Origin of the sequence: Solidesulfovibrio fructosivorans JJ] (genome assembly GCF_000179555.1) — a bacterium.
Taxonomy (GTDB): Bacteria; Desulfobacterota; Desulfovibrionia; order Desulfovibrionales; family Desulfovibrionaceae; genus Solidesulfovibrio; species Solidesulfovibrio fructosivorans.
In genome coordinates, this window is record NZ_AECZ01000003.1 from 190,085 (window position 1) to 207,341 (window position 17,257).

The window sequence follows — 17,257 nt, forward strand, 5'->3', positions numbered from 1 at the left end:
CGCGTCCTCAATAGGAAAGAATTGTTTTCTGAAAAGGATTCCTTGACTGGAATGGGGGATACGGTAGAAAAGTCATGGTCGGGAGGTGTTTCGGGCTTTGTTTTTTCGGCTGCGACATGCTGTTTTTTGAGCAGGTGAAGAAGTGACTTGAGATATCTCTGCAATCGTTTACATTCAGGGCGACCAGGCGGGAGGAATCCATGCGGATCAAGGACATAGCCGACGCGGCCGGCGTTTCCGTGGCCACCGTTTCCAGGGTCCTTGGCGACAAGCCCAACGTGCGTCCGGAAATGCGGGACAAGGTGCGGGCCGTGGTGCGCCAGCTCGGCTATACGCCCAACCTCGCGGCGCGCAGCCTGCGTTCCAAGCGCTCGAACAGCATCGGGCTTATCGTGGCCGACATCCAGAACCCCTTCTTCGCCATGGTCACCCGGGCCGTGGAAGACGTGGCCCAGGCCAACGACTACAGCGTCCTTTTGTGCAACACGGACGAGGATCCGGACAAGGAACGCACCTATCTGGAACTCATGCGAAACGGCAACGCCGCCGGCGTCATCCTGGCCCCGACCGGGCGCCTGTCGCGGCAGTTCCCGCCGCAAATCGCCTCGGCCATGCCGCTCGTCATCATCGACCGCCGCGTGACCGGGGCGAGCCTCGACAGCGTGGGCATCGACAACGTGGCCGCCGCCACGGCCCTGACGCGGCACATGCTGGAACACGGGTATACGCGCATCGCCGGCCTGTTCGGCGCGATAAGCAGCACCGGGCGGGAGCGGCGCGAGGGGTTTCTCGCCGCTTTGAAGGAGGCCGGCGTTTCCGCGCCCAAGGAACTGGTCCTCAGCCTTCCGGCCAAGGAGCCGGCGGGCTACGAGGCGACGCAACGGCTGCTCGATTCGTCGCGGCCGCCGCAGGCGCTCATCACCAGCAACGGGCTTTTGGCCACCGGGGCCTGCAAGGCCATCCGGGACAGGGGGGTGCCCATGCCGGAAGGGATCGCCTTCGCGACCATCGACGAGACGCTGTGGACTTCCATGCTGCGCCCGGCGGTCACCGTTGTCGCGCAGCCGGCCTACGCCATCGGCCAGACCGCCTGCGAGATGCTGCTCAAGCGCATTGCCGAATCAAGCCGGCCGACGCGGCAAGTCGTCCTGGCCAGCGACCTCGTCATTCGAGAGTCTTGCGGTCCGCACGGACCGGGCACCCCGCGTGATGTCGCCGTGGTCGCCCATCCGGAGCCCAGCCGCCGTTAGCCCCTTCGCCGCATTGGCCGCGCCCGGGGCCGGGCAGGGGCGCGAGCGCGGCCGTCCCAGGATGCGGCTATCCAAACGACGCTCCAGCAGGCAGAGGTGTTGCCGGTACAGTCAACACTTTCGTAATGGGCCGCTCGGTCCCAATCAAGTCGTCAGCATCCAGAAAGCTTCCCAAGAGTGAGGGGGAATACCGGACTACAGGAGTCGTAAATGTGGACTTCGTGTGGACCAACGAAAAAGCGGGTTACCCTGGACAGGTACCCCGCTGAATTTCTTGGCGTCCCCAAGGGGATTTGAACCCCCTGTTACCGGCGTGAAAGGCCATCAACCTACATTTCCCCTCAATCCCTGTCCTTTCCCATTTAGCCTCATAATGTCCTAATTTACTGAATAAATTTTCTTCTCGTTTTCCTCTTGACTCCTATCCTGTCGTCTGTATTTTTACCTTGGCTGTTGGGTATAGTGTTGGGTACGAATTCCGGGGGAGGTTATCGGCATGCCGGCAAAGAAACGCTTCAAGACATCCTATCCGGGGGTCTACTACGTCGAGGGGCAGGCCGTGGCCACGAGCAAGCCCGAGCGGATTTATTACGTTATGTACCGCCGCGACGGGAAGCTCATTGAGGAAAAGGCCGGTCGCCAGCACCAGGACGCCATGACCCCGGCCAAGGCGGCGCGGATTAGGGCGGAACGCATCGAGGGCAAGGCGCTGTCGAATCAGGCTCGCCGGGAAGAGGATAAGGCCGCCAAGGAAGCCGAGGCCGGACGCTGGACCTTCACAAGGCTGTGGGAGGAATATTCGTCACAGAAAACGCCCGGCGCGGCGCTTACGACGGACCGGAGCCGCTTCGAGAAATACCTCAAGCCTACCTTCGGGGAAAAGGACCCGGTCGAGGTCCTGACCCTGGACCTCGACCGGTTGCGCTCCCGCCTGCTCAAGCAGGGCAAGTCACCCCAAACTGTCAAGCACGTCCTGGCCCTGTTCAAGCGTCTTGTCCGCTTCGGCGTCAAAAAGGGCCTGTGCGATTCCCCCGACCCGCGCAAGCAGACGATCAGCATGCCGCGTGTGGATAATGAAACCACGGAAGACCTCGACGCCGACGAACTGGCCCGTCTTGTCCAGGCCATCGAGGACGAACCCAACATTCAGGCCGCAAACTTCATGCGGCTGGCCATGTTCACGGGCATGCGGCGCGGCGAGCTTTTCAAGCTCGAATGGCGGGACGTGGATTTCGAGCGGGGCTTTATCCACATTCGCCATCCCAAAGGCGGCAAAAGCCAGAAAATCCCGCTCAACGACGCGGCCAGGGGCGTGCTTGAAGACCATCCCCATGTGGACGGAACGCCCTACGTCTTCCCCGGCCAGGGCGGTAAGCAGCGCGTGACCATCCAGGTGGCAAGCAACCGCATCAAGACCCGCGCCGGCCTGCCTGCCGACTTCCGCCCCCTGCACGGCCTACGGCATCTTTTCGCGTCCACGCTGGCGTCCTCGGGACAGGTGGACATGCTGACCCTGCAAAAGCTTCTGACCCACAAATCCCCCCAAATGACGAAGCGATATTCCCACCTGCGTGACGACGCCCTCAAGCAGGCCTCCGAAGTGGCCGGCAATCTCTTGGGCAATGTCGGCAGGGCAAGGGACTCCATGGACGGGAAGGTTATTTCAATGGGGAAGGAGCGATGATAGAAAGAGCCTCAACGTCGCAAGCTGGCCGCTTCCATACTGGCGGCAAGGAAGGTGACCTCATGGGCATCCAGTACCAGATAGACGAACAGGGCAACCGCGTGGCCGTGGTCATTCCCCTTGATGAATGGGAGGCCCTGCAAGCCGAATTACACGGGGAGGCCCGCCTCTCGGCCAAAGACGAAGAAGACCGCCGCGAAGCCTACGATGCGCTTGCCAGAGGCGAGGCATTGGACCTCGGCAAGGCCATGGCCGATTGGTAGCCGCCATGGGGCGTGAACTCGTTATCAACAAAAAGGCTAACGCCTTCATTCTGTCTCTACCCGAGTCGCAACGGAAGAAAATCAAGGAGGCCGTGACACGGCTTCTGGCCGGCGACTTCGAGGGGTTGGACATCAAGCGGTTGCAACCGAATCCCCATGACTTTCGGCTTCGAGTGGGCGGGGTGCGCATCCTGTTCACCTCGGAACCCGAACGCCTTTTTATCTTCAAAGCCGGGTTCCGAGGGGGCGTATACAAGTAGACAGTCTTTCCAGGGTCTAGCCGGGGCCTCATGAACCCCGGCAAAAAGTCGCTTCCCTTGGCGGCCTGACCCTGGATTATTTCAAGGAAGAAGTTGAAGGGAACTGATGAGCGAAGGTGAACATTTAGATTATAAACAATATGGCTTGAAATTTGGACAGATTTGTTCGCCAAACGATGAATACCTATTGGCGTGGAAGTCAGAACTAACTGAATCCCTATTCGTTGACCACCTTGAATCAACGAAAGACATGGATAGCGTCCATTTTGTAAATAAGTTTCGATACAGACCGCCAGGGTATTCGATTGAAGATATATGTAATATGTGGGATCTGCCTTGGCAACTTGTTAAAAATATGCTTGATGACGGAAGGTTAACAGCTTTTCTAGATATTAGTTTTTGGCATGATAATGATGGAAAATTGATTCATAAACCTGCTGGTATTTATATACATGCTGAAGGTATTGATGCCCGTGAAAAGGTTGATCCTATCCTGCGGGAGCGCCACACTAGGTATAATCATAAAAAAAGAGAAAGGGAAGAATACGAAAACCAGAGGAGAGTTAATGAAAGATTAAGAGCAATTAGCGAAGAGATAGAGATTTTAAAATCAAGAATTTATGAATTACAATCTCTGAATGAACAACTCCAAGAAGAAAATACACGACTGAAGGATTGCGATACTGCAACTTATGACTGCGCCAGTTGCAAGTCTGAAGACAACCACATTAATGAATGGATCAAGGATGTAGAATGCGCCGTCGCCCTTACGGCCCAACTTATGGCGGCTGGGGAGAAAGGATGCACGGCTTTCCATGCGGCAGAATGGAAAACGCGGCGCGACGGAATCCGCAAGCGAGCCTTTGAGGCTTTTCGCCGTTCATTGCCCGAGCACCTGAAAGAACAAGATCCCAAGAAAAAATAGCTCCTCCCTGTGGTTTCCGTCTGTGGGTGCTCCTCTAAAAGCCATGGTGGGATAGCTTGAAATGGTTGATTATTCCTGCTTGTTTTGAATTTTTTTTTGTCGGTTTTCCTTTCGATTTCCCTACCTCTCCCACCGATCAGGCGGGACAAGAAAGTTCTTAGACGGGACAACGGGATAGCTTCACCGTCTCCATAACCGCTTCTATTCCTATAGCGACGCCTCGGGCCACTTCAAAAACCATGGCCCGGCACTCAAGGAGCATCGCTATGGAAAGGACCATCAAGGTTACGACAGGCGACAAGCAGTCCGTCCAGTATATGGTGGTGGATGAAAAGCAGGCCGCCGCTTACGTCAATCTGTCCGTCAAGACCCTGCAAGCCCGCCGCGCCGCCCACAAGGCCCCAGACTTTTTGAAAATCGGCCGATCCATCCGCTATCGTATGGCGGACCTCGACGCTTTCCTTGTTGCCCATCGGGTTGATCCCGAAGCCAGGGCGTAGGGGGCGATCATGAGCACAAAAAAAGCCCCGACCGGGGGCCAGGGCTGGAAAAGTGGCGTGGACAGCTTCTTTTCCAATATCCGGGCCGCCGTCGTCAAGGTCTTTGTCTTGCTGGCAATTATCGCCCGAGCTGGGGGGGCGCGATGACCAGCACCACGTCCCATTTATCCCGGGCAGCGTCATCCACCATGCCGCCGCTTATCTTCTCCGTGCAAAAAGTCCTAGACTCCTTGACCGCCGCCATGGAGGGCAACGGCCTTGCCCCGGGCGAAATCATCCTCGACGGCCAGATTCACCGATGCGCCACGGCTGACAAGCCGCACAGTCAAAACGGCTGGTACGTCGCCCATGGTGACGAGCCCGTGTCCGCTGCTTACGGCAACCATCGAACCGGCGAGAGCTTCAACTTCTGCGCCAAGGGCGACCGCGAGTTGACGCCCGAGGAACGCAACCGCCTCAAGGTCCGCATGGAGGCCGACAAAAAGCGCCGCCAGGAGGAGGAAGCCAAGCGTCATGCCGAGGCCCGCGCCGAGGCAAAGCGCATCCTGGCCGCGACCATGCCAGCCCCGGCGGATCACGGGTATCTGGTCCGAAAGCAGGTCAAGAGCCTGGGCGACCTCCGTATAACCGACGACGGCCGCCTTGTGCTGCCGGTCCTCGACGCCAAGGGGGTGGTTCAATCGCTCCAATTCATCGCACCAGACGGCAATAAGCTCTTTCTCGCTGGCGGGAAACTCAAGGGCGGGTATTTCCCCATACTTACCGCCAACGGGGAAAAAGACGGCCCACTGTACGTCTGCGAGGGCTACGCGACCGGGGCCACGATTCACGCCGCGACCGGAGCCGCCGTGCTGGTGGCATTCAACTGCGGCAACTTGCTGGCCGTGGCGGACATGGCCAGGGCGCAATACCCGGATCGTGAAATCGTCCTGTGCGCCGACGACGACGCCAAGACCAAGGGCAACCCGGGCCTGACCAAGGCGACCGAGGCGGCGCTCGCGGTCAAGGCGCGGCTTTCCGTGCCCAGGTTTACGGACCCGGCCAACGGGACCGATTTCAACGACATGGCGGCGGCCGAGGGCCTGGAGGCGGTCAAAGCGTGCTTAGCTGCGGCCGAGGTCCTGGGGGCGACCGACGCCAAGGTCGACAAGTCGAGGCTGGTGGTCCTTGATATCCGCGACTTCCTGGCCCTGGACATCAAGCCCCGCGAACTGATCCTCGCCCCGGTCATCCCCTGCCAAGGTTTGGTCATGGTCTACGCCGCGCGCGGCATCGGCAAGACGCACTTCGCCTTGCACGTCTCCTACGCCGTTGCATCGGGGCAGACGGTGTTTCGCTGGAAGGCGGCCACGCCTCGGCGCGTCTTGTACATTGACGGGGAAATGCCCGCCTCCGCCATGCAGGAGCGCATTGCGGGCATTGTCGCCAGCTACCGCCAGGAGCCAACACCGGGATTCATGCGGATCATCACGCCCGACACGCAACCCGACTTCATGCCGAACCTCGCCACTCCCGAGGGGCAGGCGGCCATAGCTCCATATTTGGAGGGCGTGGACCTGCTCGTGGTGGACAACCTCGCCACGCTCTGTCGAGCCGGCCGGGAGAATGAGTCTGAAGGCTGGTTGCCGGTTCAGGAGTGGATTCTCTCGCTACGTCGCCGGGGCATGTCCGCCCTGCTGGTCCATCACGCTAACAAGGGAGGAGGGCAACGCGGCACGTCCAGCCGCGAGGATGTACTCGATACCGTCATTTCCCTGCGCCGGCCCCAGGACTACCGGCCCGAGGAAGGGGCGCGCTTCGAGGTCCACCTCGAAAAGGCCCGTGGCATCATCGGAGACGACGCCAAGCCCTTCGAGGCCAAACTCGTACAGGATGGCAACGCCCTGGTTTGGGCCTGCCGCGACATCGAAGACATGGAACTTGAAATGGTGGCCCGACTCCATGCCGATGGTCTTCCGATCCGCGACATCGCCGAAGAAACCGGGCTCTCCAAAAGCAAGGTCGGCCGGTTGGTCAAACGCCTGAAGCAGGCGGCCGCATGAACAACGCAACCACCCAAAATGATTTTGTCCCACTGTCCCAGCCCCTAGGGCGTGGGACGCTGGGACAAAGCCTCATAAGTGGGACCACCTGTGGGACAAGTGATGGGACAGCATCATTAAAAACCTTGGCAAACAAGGTGTTACAACGGTCGAAAGTGGGACAAGCCATGGGACAAACCGTGGGACAAGGGCAAAAATCTTGTCCCATGAGGGTAGAGGGCGTGGGACAAAAAAACGGGGTTATCCCTCCCTCTGTCCCAGCCGATTTTTCGACCGGCCTTGAGTGGATCGTCTGGCCAGCCGCCGCCGCCGCCCCCTACTTTGACGCGAGGTGGGCGGCCGTCGATCTGCGCGACCTGGGCAAGCTCTATGCCGTGCGTGTGGTCCACTCCGGCGAGCGCGTCCTCGCCATCTATCCTCCTAGCCTCGAACCTGAACTTATCGCCTATACTGGTTCGCTACTGGCCGAGGCCCGGGGCTACCTATCTGCACACATGGACAAGCTGCCATTCCTGGACCCTGCCGAAGCCGTGGAGATCGTGAATAGCATCATGCGCCAGCATGCCGGCCTTCGGTTTTGTCGAGGTGACGGTGGGAGCCGGTGGCCGCTCTATCCAAAGACCTGGACCGCTGGGCAACGTGCAACGGTTCAAGACCTGTGGTTCGTTGCTGGCCCCGCCCTGGACCACGACGGCTTCAAGGGAATCGACGTGGGATAGGCCCCCTTCCCGGATCAACGATCAGGAGAGGGGAAGGGGATAACCCACCGGGGCATGCCCCAACGACGCCATGGGTTCCCATCTGCTTGTAGTACCCGCGTCGAGAGTTTTTGACGATTTCCGCATGGAGGAAGTCACCATGCTCAAGAAAATCAAAGAGGCCGTTCCCGGTTTCGATGGTCCCCGGAAAACGGCGCTGGAATCCATCCGCTTGTTCTGTGTGGGCTGTATGGGCGGATCGTTCGCCTTGGTGCCGGAATGTCCGTCTGTGAATTGCGTCTTCCATGCCTACCGAACGGGTGTCATCGAGGTCGGCGCGTCCCGGCGGTTCCTCAAAGTCATCAAAAGCTATTGCGCCGACTGTGCCCCGGGTGGCGACGTGGGCGGCTGCACGGCCGGGAAGAACTTTCTTGATCTGACCCCCTGCTCAATTTGGCCATACCGACGGGGCGTGTCGCCGTATTATTCCGCTAAGGCCCGGGAGCAGCGACGGGCGCGGGCAATTTCCTTGTTCGGGATCGCCACACAGGAGGCGGATTTCCTTCCGAGAATCGACGGGAGTGCGGCGAGTGGGACATGTGGTCATCTCGCCGGCTGGTGCGGCGCATTGTGAACCCTTCAGTCTTTGGGGAGCAATACGCACACGCGCACGCGCGCGTTGAACGCCACGGGGAGCAGTTCGCCGAAGGGATTTGCCGACACATACGCGCGCGTGCGCGCGAGGCTGGGGTGGCGACTTCCTGGTGACTGGCGACTTCGCGCGGGTCCTTCTGAACGGTTTTCAAGGCGGGTGCGCGGAGCCGCGATTTCCCGCTAGGCGCAGGCTGAAAAAATAGTTGAATGTTGACACCCGAGCCGGGGCGAGAATTGGGCAAAGTTCAATCGCCTGAGAACCAGCTTGGTGCCTACATCCCTGGGCGATTCATAGCTTTGAAAAGTGTGTTTTTGCCTATTGATTTGGGAAATATTTCGGAGGTGCTGACATGGGCGGATTTGGGAGCGGTCGGCCCGGCTGGCGGCCGGTCGGGGAACACATGCTGCGCCTGGAAGTGCGCTTCCTGCATCGCAAGGGCTGGCTACGGCCGGGGCTGTCCTTCACCTTGTCCTGGTCCTGGGGCGGCGAACCCTCCGCCAGCATCGGCGTCTTCACCAATCCCGATTCCATCCGCCTCATGTACGGAACCAAGGACGGCGAGCAGGTGGACGCGCTTGTGGACCTGGGCCGAACCCCCTGCCATTACGGCGGGACGCGGCCGTGGTTCCTGTGTCCCAGGTGCGGGCGGCGCGTGGGCGTCCTTTTTGCCGGCCGGCGCTTCTGGTGCCGGCATTGCCACGGCATCGCCTACGCGGTCGAAAACGAGGACAAGCTGTCACGGGTGTTGCGGCGGTCGAACAAGCTGCGCGAGCGGGTCCAGGTCAGGGCTGGCACGGCGTACCCGGTCACCTTCAAGCCCAAGGGCATGCACCAACGGACGTTTGACCGCATCCGCTGGGAGATCGAAGCAATTGAAGCCGACTTCTGGATTGCTACGGCGGAACGGTTCGGCATCGAGCTGTAGGCGCGGCCTCTGTCCGTGGTTCGCAGTGCGCACCTTAGTGCGCACAAATTCCTTCGCGCGAAGGTGCGCACCTCCGGGATTTCCCCACATGTATGCGCGCGTGCGCGAGGCTGCACCCCGAACATCGGACCGAACAAAGCCCATTGACCGCACCATGTCCGCACCGATTCCCGCGCGCGGGACTGCGGCCATCCCGGCCAAGTTACCAGGATGGTTACCAGTGATGCTTCGCGCGAGGGGTGGTAGCCAAAGAGGTCGAGGCCGCCGCTTGTCCGAAAACCGATCAAAAATGAACCCCATAGAAAGGAATGACGACGCGCCACGCCAAGGGGGGGAAAATCTCCATGCCTTCATGACCTGGGACCTACGTGGCCAAATCGCGCACAGTTTTGGTCTGATTTTGGGGTACTTTTTTCGGACCTCGACCGGCTGTGTTGGCCTCAGGCCAAGTACGAAGCCCGCCAGGAACCGGGAAGCCTCCCTCTCCCTTCAACGGGGCGGATACCTTCCCCACAAGCGGGCTTCACCGAGAAGCTAAAGCGGTTGAGGGGGGCGGTCAAAGGGACCTGCGGGACCAAGAACAAGGCGGTTTTACCGCTGGCCGCCAATGTACACTCGCCTTCAGGATCGCTCTCTATTTTTAAAAAAGTCCGATATTTAAGCATATTAAAGTTGACCTTGCCCGCCGCCAGGAAGCCCTGTAGCGTCTTTGCCGCCATCATCACGGGGAGGTCCTCATGGAGCTTTTTTTCAAGGGCAAGGAATTCGTTTACAATCATCATCTGACCGTCCCCTTCCGTCCTCTCGTGCCGCACCCGGACAAGTCCATCGGTAACGGGGACCTGGACGGCAACCTCATTATTCATGGCGACAATCTCCACGCCCTGAAAAGTCTCCTTCCTCGATACGCAGGAAAAGTAGACTGCATTTTTATTGATCCTCCGTACAATACTGGAAAAGAAAATTGGTGTTACAACGACAATGTAAACAGCCCTATCATGCGCGAGTGGCTTTCCAGTAATCCGGTCAACCGGGAAGATATGCTTCGCCATGACAAGTGGTGCGCCATGATGTGGCCAAGACTTAAACTGTTACATGAATTATTGGCTGATGATGGGAGTATCTGGGTAAGTTGTGACGATAACGAGATACACAGACTACGATCAATGCTTGATGAAATATTCGGCGACGAAAACCTTGTCTCCATTCTGGTTGTTGAAAACAACAGAAAAGGCCGAAACGACAAGGAAAATATTGCCCTCACACATGAATACATGATTGCATACTCGCGAGACGAATTCTTGTCGCGTGGACTTGATCTTACAGACGAACAAATTTCTGAATATAGCGAGACTGACCCTGATGGACACAGATACGCTTTAAGAGATCTAAGAAAAAGAGGGAGCGAGGACAGGCGTGAAGACAGGGAAAGCATGTTCTTTCCTCTCTACTTCAACAAAATAGATAATAAACTTTCACTGGAGAGAATTAGTCAACATGACATTGAGATTTTACCGCTACGTGGCGATAATTCTGATGGCAGATGGCGATGGGGAAAAGAACGCGTCAAGAACAATCTTGACCTTCTTGTCCCAAGACAAGGAACCTCAGGAAGATTTGATATAGACTACAAAGTTTACCTAACCACATTTGACGACTCAGAAAACGAGAAACGCAAGAAGCCTAAATCTGTTTGGTTTGGACCAAAATTCTCAACCGACCACGCAACTAATCTGATTAAAGATATCTTTGGGAATAATCCCTTAAGCCATTCCCCAAAGCCCTTAGAGCAAATTGTTCAGGTCATCCAACTTGCTGTGGGCAAAAATGGGATTATCCTTGATTCTTTCGCTGGATCAGGAACTACGGCGCATGCCGTACTCGAAGCCAATAGACGCGACGACGGCAACCGCAATTTCATATTAGTTGAATGTGAAGACTACGCAGACGCATTAACAGCCGAACGCGTACGGCGTATCATAAGAGGATATTCGTTCGCCGGCAAGGTGAAAGAAGAGATTTTGTGTGAAAAAATAAATTGGACAAAATTCCAGAAAGCTTCGGAGCTACTGCGTACAATTAATGGATTGGAAGCTCTGCACAGTCCAAACTTCAACCGCATCAAGAAAGAAATCAAGGACGGCGAATTGATTGTATATGGTGAAAAAGACATCACGAAGACCAAGCCTGGTTTGGGCGGCTCTTTCACCTTCTGCACCCTAGGCGACCCTGTGGACCTCGACGCCTTGCTGACCGGAGAGAACCTCCCCAATTATGACGCCTTAGGCGCATGGGTCTTTTACACCGCGACCAATCAAACCCTGCCATCAACCTCCATCGACCCTAGCAAATTTTACTTAGGCGAAAGCCCGCAGTATCATGTATGGCTCATTTACAAGCCAGACATGGATTTCCTTAAATCCAACGACTGTGCTCTGACTCTCTCGCGTGCCGAAACCATTTCCAAAACGTACAGGGACAAAAAGCACTTGGTCTTTGCGCCGGTCAAATTCGTTCCTAACAAGACCCTACTGCCCCTGGGCGTGGAATTCGCCCAATTACCCTACGCCATCTATCGTCGGGAACAGGCCTAGTCCCATGGAACTCAAGGAATACCAGCGCCGCGTTCTGACGGTTTTTGACGCCTATCTCGACGCGGTGACGACGTGGCGGGCCAAAGCGCGCAAAATCATCCTGGCCAACAAAGATGAAACAGACCGGGATTTAATTCGCCCGGTGCCAGATTTCCCCGCCAAGGCTTGGGACGCCATGCGCTCCCGTGGTTTGTTGCCCGCCTGTCGGGCAGAGGTTCCTTATTCCTCCCACAAGGATGCCATTGGCCATAATGTGCCGTCGGTCTGTCTGAAAATCCCAACCGGAGGCGGCAAGACGCTCCTCGCCACGAGTTGCATTTCCCAACTCATGGGCAAATATGTGGAGCGCCAGACCGGCATGGTGCTGTGGATCGTGCCCAATGAGGCCATTTACAGCCAGACAGTCAAGCAGCTCAAAAACCGTGATCACCCCTACCGCCAAATGCTCGACCGTGCAGCCGCCGGCCGTGTCAAGATTCTCGAAAAGGACAGCCCTCTGTGCAGGCAGGATGTGGATACGCACCTGTGCATCCTGGTGCTCATGCTCCAGTCGGCCGGCAGACAAAGCAAAGAAACACTGCGGGTCTTTCGGGACAGAGGAAATGTGGTTGGTTTTTTTCCCAACGAATCGGATGCCGGCGCACATGCCCTGTTGGCGCAGGAAGTGATCAACCTGGATCGGTACGAGGATGAACTCGGACTTGGTCCTATCATCAAAGACAGTCTGGGTAATGTGCTGCGATTCCTGCGACCTATTGTCATCGTGGATGAAGGACACAAGGCCTACTCCACCATAGCCATCAATACGGTCTATGGATTCAATCCGCGCTTCGTGCTGGAACTCTCGGCCACTCCTAAGGATCGCCCGAGAGATACGCCGCCGCGCTTTGCAAACTGGCTGGTAGACGTGCGTGGTATCGAACTGGCCGAAGAAGAAATGATCAAAGTTCCTCTCAACGTGAAGATCAATCCCGGCAGCGACTGGCGCAACTGTCTGCGTGAGAGTCTGGACCACCTAAACCGCCTACAACAGCAGGCCGAAGACCTCATTGCCGACACAGCCCGGTACATCCGCCCAATCATGCTCGTTCAGGTGGAGAGAACCGGAGCTGACCAACGCGATGCTGGTTTCATTCACGCCGAGGATGCCAGGGAATTTTTGCTCACTGCCGGTCTGACCGAAGCGCAGATCGCTATAAAGACCTCGGAAACGAACGACCTTCACGCCCCTGAAAACATGGACTTGCTGCACCCATCCTGCCAAGTCCGAGTTATAATTACAAAACAGGCCTTACAGGAGGGGTGGGATTGTCCCTTTGCCTATGTGCTTTGTGCCCTTGGAGCCAATCACAATCTTGCAGCCATGACCCAACTCGTGGGGCGCATCCTTCGACAGCCCCATGCTGCCAAAACCGGCGTCCAGGGCCTCGATGAATGCCATGTATTTTGCCTGCACGACCGAACTAGGGATGTGGTGGAAGGCATCAAGAGAGGACTGGAAAGCGACGGCATGGCAGATTTGGCCTTGACCATTACGGAAGGAGGGGACAGCAGCGGCGCGCGGCAGGAAACGCGTACCCTCCGACGTCGGGACTCCTTTGCCGATCTACGCATCTTCCTCCCCAAGGTAGTCTGGGCTGGGGGTAGCAGACTACGGCCCCTAGATTACGAACAGGACGTGTTAGCGGGCGTGGATTGGGCGGCCTTAGACATGGCTGAACTGGCCGGACGAATTCCCCTTGATGTGCGGGAGGCCCACAGCCATGTGACGAGGATTACCGTAACCGACGGGGCGGAGGGCGAGTTTTTCGCCGCAGACAGTGCACAAGAGGTGGTGGAAGCGGCGACGTTCGACCCGGTACACGCCACACGCATGGTCACTGACCTTATTCCCAATCCATGGATAGCCCGCGCGAAGGTACAGGAATTCCTGGGCGGATTGCTGGCAAAGGGCTTTACAGAAGAACGGCTGGGACATTTGTCCAGCTATCTTATTGAGGAAATGCGCAGGTTCCTAAGCGTCAAGCGTGATGCTTTGACCGAATCCTATTTCAAAGAGCAAGTCCGCACTGGAATGATCCAATTTCGTCTGCGTATTGATGACCACTCCCATGACTGGCAAATGCCTTTTGAACTGGAAACGGAACTGCCGGAGAGCGCGCGCAAGGCCTGTCGCACGGACGGGAATCCCATCCAAAAAAGTGTTTTCGCTCCGGTTTATGAAGATGATTTCAATAGAGATGAGCTAGAATTCGCCTGTTATCTAGATGAAAAGAAAGCCCTGCATTGGTGGCATCGCAATGTCGTCAGGGCAGGACAATATTCCTTACAAGGCTGGCGACGAAACAAGGTCTACCCAGACTTTATATTCGCAATGTCAATCGCTGACGGCCAAGAAAAAGTTTTTGTTATCGAAACCAAAGGCGACCAGCTTTCTGGCAATCTGGATTCAGAATACAAGCGCAAACTTCTGCACCTCATGGCGGACAATTATCATCAGGGCAGAGCATCCGAGGCCGGGAGGCTGGAAATTCAAATCGGGAAAAAGACAAGCATAGCCTGCGACTTAGTTCTCATGAGTGAGTGGAAAACCCACGGATGGGAGTGAAGCCCACAAAAAGTAACTAGGGCCAGCCATGGGAGAAGGCGACCCCAACAGTCGCAACCCAGACAGCCCGTATCCTAGTTCTCGGAAAAGATGGACCCAGGCTGGCCATGATGAGGCCGCCTGCGTTGTCTCGCCGGGTGGCATCGAGTCACCCCATCGCCGGCTTCTACTCCGGGGCACGAAAAAAGATATAGCCGCTCCACGCCCGCCTCACTCGACGGGCTTTTTATATGCCTTTTCTGAGAATGCCGCTGCTGGGAAAACGCCAAAAAGGGCTGTGTGTGTTGGGAATAGTGTTGGGTAAGAAAAAGGGCCTACAGCCTTTTTGACTGTAAGCCCTTGAATTAGCTTGGCGTCCCCAAGGGGATTTGAACCCCTGTTACCGGCGTGAAAGGCCGATGTCCTGGACCAGGCTAGACGATGGGGACACAATTATGGTTTTGGCTGGGGGACTAGGATTCGAACCTAGGTTGATGGAGTCAGAGTCCATAGTCCTGCCGCTAGACGATCCCCCAGCAAGCTCAAGAGCGCATATACTTATTGCAATACCGTGCGCCCGTCAAGCACTTTCTTGGGGGAACCGCTTAAGAAGCCTTGGCCAGGCGACGCGTCCGCTTTTTCAGCTTATTGACCTGGCGACGCAGGAGTTCCTTCTGGCGACGCGCGCCCTCGCCGGAAACCTCGGCCCGCTTGGCCCGCAGCTCCCGCATCTTGGTCTTCATGGACAAGATCTTGGTCTTGTACGGAGAAACCTTCTCCCCTTCCTCGCCGCCGATGCCCAGCACTTCCTTGATCTGGACCAGAAGCTCATCCTTGCCCAGGCCGGAAGCGCCCGTGATCTGCGGAATCTGCCGCATCACCAGATCGCGCAGTTCCTTGGCGGTCATCTTGTCCAGCGGCTTCTTCAGATCAAGCTGCAATCCTTCGCTCATGATTTGCCTCCACGAAAAATGTATCGCGCCGTCTTATGCCGCCCCGCCAGCCTTGGTGCGGCCGCCACGACGGGTCTTGCCGGACGGCTTCGGCCCGGCCTCGAAATACGCAACATACTTGGCGTAACATCGCCCAACGGGGCTTTCCGGATCAAAGGTCCCCAAAAGCCTGCCCAGGCTCTCGGGCCGTGTGGGCAGGGGCGTGGAAAAACGCGGGGGGACGCCCCGTAACGCATCCAAGGAAATTTGGCTCCCTAGCAGGTCGAACCGCACCTTGTCAAAGGCTTCCTGCCCCAGGGCGGCATTGACCAGGGATAAAATCTCCGGCGCCGCGAACAACATCTCCTGCATGGCCACCGGATCGGTCGCGCCAAGAAGCAACTCCCGCCGGCGATGGCCCAGCGGCCGCACCAGCTCCGCCGTCTCCGGGCCGACGATCGTCTCCCAACGGCGGCACGTCTCCACGAACGCGCGCCGCAGGGCCGCTTCCTTGTCGGCCACGAACCGGTCGATGGCTTCGGACAGGCGGTGGAGCATGGCGGGCTGGAAAAAACGGGGCGACGCGGTGGCGCCGCCCCGGATATGCGCGGTTGTTACAGCTTCAGGGCCGTCTTGATGTCGGCCGCGGCGTCGGTGCGCTCCCAGGTGAACTCGGGGCGCTCCCGGCCGAAGTGGCCGTAGCAGGACGTCGGCTTGTAAATGGGCCGCTTGAGGTCCAGGCGCTTGGAGATGAAGTAGGGGCGCAGGTCGAAGACCTCGCGCACGGCCCGGGTGAGCTCCTCGTCGGGAATTTCGCTCGTGCCCATGGAGGTCACGAGCACCGACAGCGGCTCGGCCACGCCGATGCAATAGGCGATCTGGACTTCGCAACGCTCGGCCGCGCCGCTGGCCACCACGTTTTTCGCCACGTACCGGGCCATGTAGGCGCCGGAGCGGTCCACCTTGGACGGGTCCTTGCCCGAGAAGGCGCCGCCGCCGTGGTTGCCCATGCCGCCGTAGGTGTCCTGGATGATCTTGCGTCCGGTAAGGCCGCAGTCGCCCATGGGGCCGCCGATGACGAACCGGCCGGTGGTGTTGATGTAGATCTTGGTGTTCTTGTCCACCATCTGCTCGGGCAGGGTGTGGAAGATGACTTCCTGGCGCACGGCGTCGGCCAGATCCTGGTACGAGATGTTCTCGTCGTGCTGGCAGGCCACCACCACGTTGTCGATGCGGGCCGGCTTGCCGTCGATGTACTCCACGGCGACCTGCGTCTTGCCGTCGGGGCGCAGGAAGTCGAGGATCTTGTTCTTGCGCACGTAGGTGAGGCGGCGCGAAAGCTTGTGGGCCCAGTAGATGGGGGCGGGCATGAGGGTTTCGGTCTCGGTGCAGGCGAACCCGAACATCATGCCCTGGTCGCCGGCGCCCTGCTCCTCGGGCTTTTCGCGGGAAACGCCCTGGGCGATGTCCACGGACTGCTTGTCCACGGAGGAGACCACGGCGCAGGTCTCCCAGTCAAAGCCCATGGTCGAGCTGTTGTAGCCGATCTCCTTGACCGTCTCGCGTACGATGGCGGGAAAGTCGGCATAGGCCTTGGTGGAGATTTCCCCGGCGATGAAGGCCAGGCCGGTGGTGACCAGCGTCTCGCAGGCCACGTGCGCATCCGGGTCCTGCGCCAGGATGGCGTCCAGGATCCCGTCGGAAATCTGGTCCGCGACTTTGTCCGGGTGCCCTTCGGTCACGGATTCGGAACTGAAAAGATACCGGCCCTTGGCGTTGATCATATGTGGTGTCCTCCCTGTGCCTGCCGCGCGTTCTGGCTGGCGGGCGTAGTGTCAAAATGCAATGTGGTATAATTGAAATATGGCTAGATAGCTTGGCTGACAGGAAAGTGCAAGCGGCGTTGTCGCGGCGTCGCCATGTCGCTTGGGCGTCGCCCGCC

At 57.9% G+C, this 17,257-nt stretch carries 16 protein-coding genes and 2 tRNA genes; 12 read left to right on the plus strand and 6 right to left on the minus strand.

The window, feature by feature from the left end; all coding sequences use genetic code 11:
- Window positions 1–200 precede the first annotated feature (200 nt).
- The 10 genes from DESFRDRAFT_RS03615 (at window position 201) to DESFRDRAFT_RS03655 (ending at window position 9,202) form a co-directional block, all read left to right on the plus strand.
- Window positions 201–1,250, plus strand: coding sequence for a LacI family DNA-binding transcriptional regulator (locus DESFRDRAFT_RS03615; RefSeq protein ID WP_005991188.1), 1,050 nt, complete (start codon window positions 201–203; stop codon window positions 1,248–1,250).
- A 496-nt stretch (window positions 1,251–1,746) separates the two neighbouring features.
- On the plus strand, window positions 1,747–2,934 hold the full coding sequence (locus DESFRDRAFT_RS03620; protein WP_005991190.1) for a tyrosine-type recombinase/integrase: 1,188 nt from the start codon (window positions 1,747–1,749) through the stop codon (window positions 2,932–2,934).
- A 62-nt stretch (window positions 2,935–2,996) separates the two neighbouring features.
- A complete protein-coding gene (locus DESFRDRAFT_RS03625) occupies window positions 2,997–3,197 on the plus strand; it encodes a hypothetical protein (protein ID WP_005991193.1) in 201 nt (66 codons plus the stop codon).
- 5 nt (window positions 3,198–3,202) lie between these two features.
- Window positions 3,203–3,457, plus strand: a complete 255-nt coding sequence (locus DESFRDRAFT_RS03630) for a type II toxin-antitoxin system RelE family toxin (protein ID WP_005991195.1) — start codon at window positions 3,203–3,205, stop codon at window positions 3,455–3,457.
- Window positions 3,458–3,563: 106 nt separating this feature from the next.
- On the plus strand, window positions 3,564–4,382 hold the full coding sequence (locus DESFRDRAFT_RS21790) for a hypothetical protein (protein ID WP_005991198.1): 819 nt from the start codon (window positions 3,564–3,566) through the stop codon (window positions 4,380–4,382).
- A gap of 266 nt (window positions 4,383–4,648) precedes the next feature.
- Window positions 4,649–4,882 (plus strand): helix-turn-helix domain-containing protein, encoded by a 234-nt coding sequence (locus tag DESFRDRAFT_RS03635; RefSeq protein ID WP_005991200.1) that lies wholly within the window; start codon window positions 4,649–4,651, stop codon window positions 4,880–4,882.
- Window positions 4,883–5,025: 143 nt separating this feature from the next.
- Entirely contained in the window at window positions 5,026–6,924 is a 1,899-nt protein-coding gene (locus tag DESFRDRAFT_RS21025; protein ID WP_005991204.1) for an AAA family ATPase, read from the plus strand.
- Window positions 6,921–7,643, plus strand: coding sequence for a hypothetical protein (locus DESFRDRAFT_RS03645; protein WP_144004900.1), 723 nt, complete (start codon window positions 6,921–6,923; stop codon window positions 7,641–7,643). The genes DESFRDRAFT_RS21025 and DESFRDRAFT_RS03645 overlap by 4 nt, the downstream gene beginning before the upstream one ends.
- A gap of 139 nt (window positions 7,644–7,782) precedes the next feature.
- Entirely contained in the window at window positions 7,783–8,256 is a 474-nt protein-coding gene (locus DESFRDRAFT_RS03650; protein WP_005991208.1) for a hypothetical protein, read from the plus strand.
- Window positions 8,257–8,626: 370 nt separating this feature from the next.
- Window positions 8,627–9,202: a hypothetical protein gene (locus DESFRDRAFT_RS03655; protein WP_005991210.1), complete on the plus strand. Its 576-nt coding sequence runs from the start codon at window positions 8,627–8,629 to the stop codon at window positions 9,200–9,202.
- Between the two features lie 440 nt (window positions 9,203–9,642).
- On the opposite strand, the gene DESFRDRAFT_RS03660 is transcribed toward DESFRDRAFT_RS03655, so the two are convergent.
- Window positions 9,643–9,984 (minus strand): hypothetical protein, encoded by a 342-nt coding sequence (locus DESFRDRAFT_RS03660; protein WP_144004901.1) that lies wholly within the window; start codon window positions 9,982–9,984, stop codon window positions 9,643–9,645.
- On the opposite strand from DESFRDRAFT_RS03660, the gene DESFRDRAFT_RS03665 reads away from it, so the two are divergent.
- Together DESFRDRAFT_RS03665 and DESFRDRAFT_RS03670 are read left to right on the plus strand one after the other, a co-directional pair.
- Window positions 9,940–11,796 (plus strand): site-specific DNA-methyltransferase, encoded by a 1,857-nt coding sequence (locus DESFRDRAFT_RS03665; protein WP_005991212.1) that lies wholly within the window; start codon window positions 9,940–9,942, stop codon window positions 11,794–11,796. The two genes, DESFRDRAFT_RS03660 and DESFRDRAFT_RS03665, sit on opposite strands and share 45 nt — an antisense overlap.
- 4 nt (window positions 11,797–11,800) lie before the next feature.
- Window positions 11,801–14,404: a DEAD/DEAH box helicase gene (locus DESFRDRAFT_RS03670; protein WP_005991215.1), complete on the plus strand. Its 2,604-nt coding sequence runs from the start codon at window positions 11,801–11,803 to the stop codon at window positions 14,402–14,404.
- A 350-nt stretch (window positions 14,405–14,754) separates the two neighbouring features.
- Here DESFRDRAFT_RS03670 and DESFRDRAFT_RS03675 read toward each other — a convergent pair.
- The 5 genes from DESFRDRAFT_RS03675 to metK form a co-directional block, all read right to left on the minus strand.
- Window positions 14,755–14,832: transfer RNA gene (locus DESFRDRAFT_RS03675), tRNA-Glu, on the minus strand.
- Window positions 14,833–14,845: 13 nt separating this feature from the next.
- Window positions 14,846–14,919 (minus strand) — tRNA-Gln (locus tag DESFRDRAFT_RS03680).
- Between the two features lie 69 nt (window positions 14,920–14,988).
- Window positions 14,989–15,336 (minus strand): hypothetical protein, encoded by a 348-nt coding sequence (locus DESFRDRAFT_RS03685; protein ID WP_005991217.1) that lies wholly within the window; start codon window positions 15,334–15,336, stop codon window positions 14,989–14,991.
- A 33-nt stretch (window positions 15,337–15,369) separates the two neighbouring features.
- Window positions 15,370–15,873 (minus strand): DUF721 domain-containing protein, encoded by a 504-nt coding sequence (locus DESFRDRAFT_RS03690; protein ID WP_005991219.1) that lies wholly within the window; start codon window positions 15,871–15,873, stop codon window positions 15,370–15,372.
- Window positions 15,874–15,929: 56 nt separating this feature from the next.
- The gene (gene metK, locus DESFRDRAFT_RS03695) at window positions 15,930–17,099 is read right to left on the minus strand and encodes a methionine adenosyltransferase (protein WP_005991221.1); all 1,170 of its coding nucleotides are present in this window, start codon (window positions 17,097–17,099) and stop codon (window positions 15,930–15,932) included.
- Window positions 17,100–17,257: the final 158 nt, after the last annotated feature.

Bases quoted from the DNA above. Each gene is read 5' to 3' on its own strand.
- DESFRDRAFT_RS03615 (WP_005991188.1), top strand. From the start codon at position 201: ATGCGGATCAAGGACATAGCCGACGCGGCCGGCGTTTCCGTGGCCACC.
- DESFRDRAFT_RS03620 (WP_005991190.1), top strand. From the start codon at position 1,747: ATGCCGGCAAAGAAACGCTTCAAGACATCCTATCCGGGGGTCTACTAC.
- DESFRDRAFT_RS03625 (WP_005991193.1), top strand. From the start codon at position 2,997: ATGGGCATCCAGTACCAGATAGACGAACAGGGCAACCGCGTGGCCGTG.
- DESFRDRAFT_RS03630 (WP_005991195.1), top strand. From the start codon at position 3,203: ATGGGGCGTGAACTCGTTATCAACAAAAAGGCTAACGCCTTCATTCTG.
- DESFRDRAFT_RS21790 (WP_005991198.1), top strand. From the start codon at position 3,564: ATGAGCGAAGGTGAACATTTAGATTATAAACAATATGGCTTGAAATTT.
- DESFRDRAFT_RS03635 (WP_005991200.1), top strand. From the start codon at position 4,649: ATGGAAAGGACCATCAAGGTTACGACAGGCGACAAGCAGTCCGTCCAG.
- DESFRDRAFT_RS21025 (WP_005991204.1), top strand. From the start codon at position 5,026: ATGACCAGCACCACGTCCCATTTATCCCGGGCAGCGTCATCCACCATG.
- DESFRDRAFT_RS03645 (WP_144004900.1), top strand. From the start codon at position 6,921: ATGAACAACGCAACCACCCAAAATGATTTTGTCCCACTGTCCCAGCCC.
- DESFRDRAFT_RS03650 (WP_005991208.1), top strand. From the start codon at position 7,783: ATGCTCAAGAAAATCAAAGAGGCCGTTCCCGGTTTCGATGGTCCCCGG.
- DESFRDRAFT_RS03655 (WP_005991210.1), top strand. From the start codon at position 8,627: ATGGGCGGATTTGGGAGCGGTCGGCCCGGCTGGCGGCCGGTCGGGGAA.
- DESFRDRAFT_RS03665 (WP_005991212.1), top strand. From the start codon at position 9,940: ATGGAGCTTTTTTTCAAGGGCAAGGAATTCGTTTACAATCATCATCTG.
- DESFRDRAFT_RS03660 (WP_144004901.1), bottom strand. From the start codon at position 9,984: ATGATGATTGTAAACGAATTCCTTGCCCTTGAAAAAAAGCTCCATGAG.
- DESFRDRAFT_RS03670 (WP_005991215.1), top strand. From the start codon at position 11,801: ATGGAACTCAAGGAATACCAGCGCCGCGTTCTGACGGTTTTTGACGCC.
- DESFRDRAFT_RS03685 (WP_005991217.1), bottom strand. From the start codon at position 15,336: ATGAGCGAAGGATTGCAGCTTGATCTGAAGAAGCCGCTGGACAAGATG.
- DESFRDRAFT_RS03690 (WP_005991219.1), bottom strand. From the start codon at position 15,873: ATGCTCCACCGCCTGTCCGAAGCCATCGACCGGTTCGTGGCCGACAAG.
- metK (WP_005991221.1), bottom strand. From the start codon at position 17,099: ATGATCAACGCCAAGGGCCGGTATCTTTTCAGTTCCGAATCCGTGACC.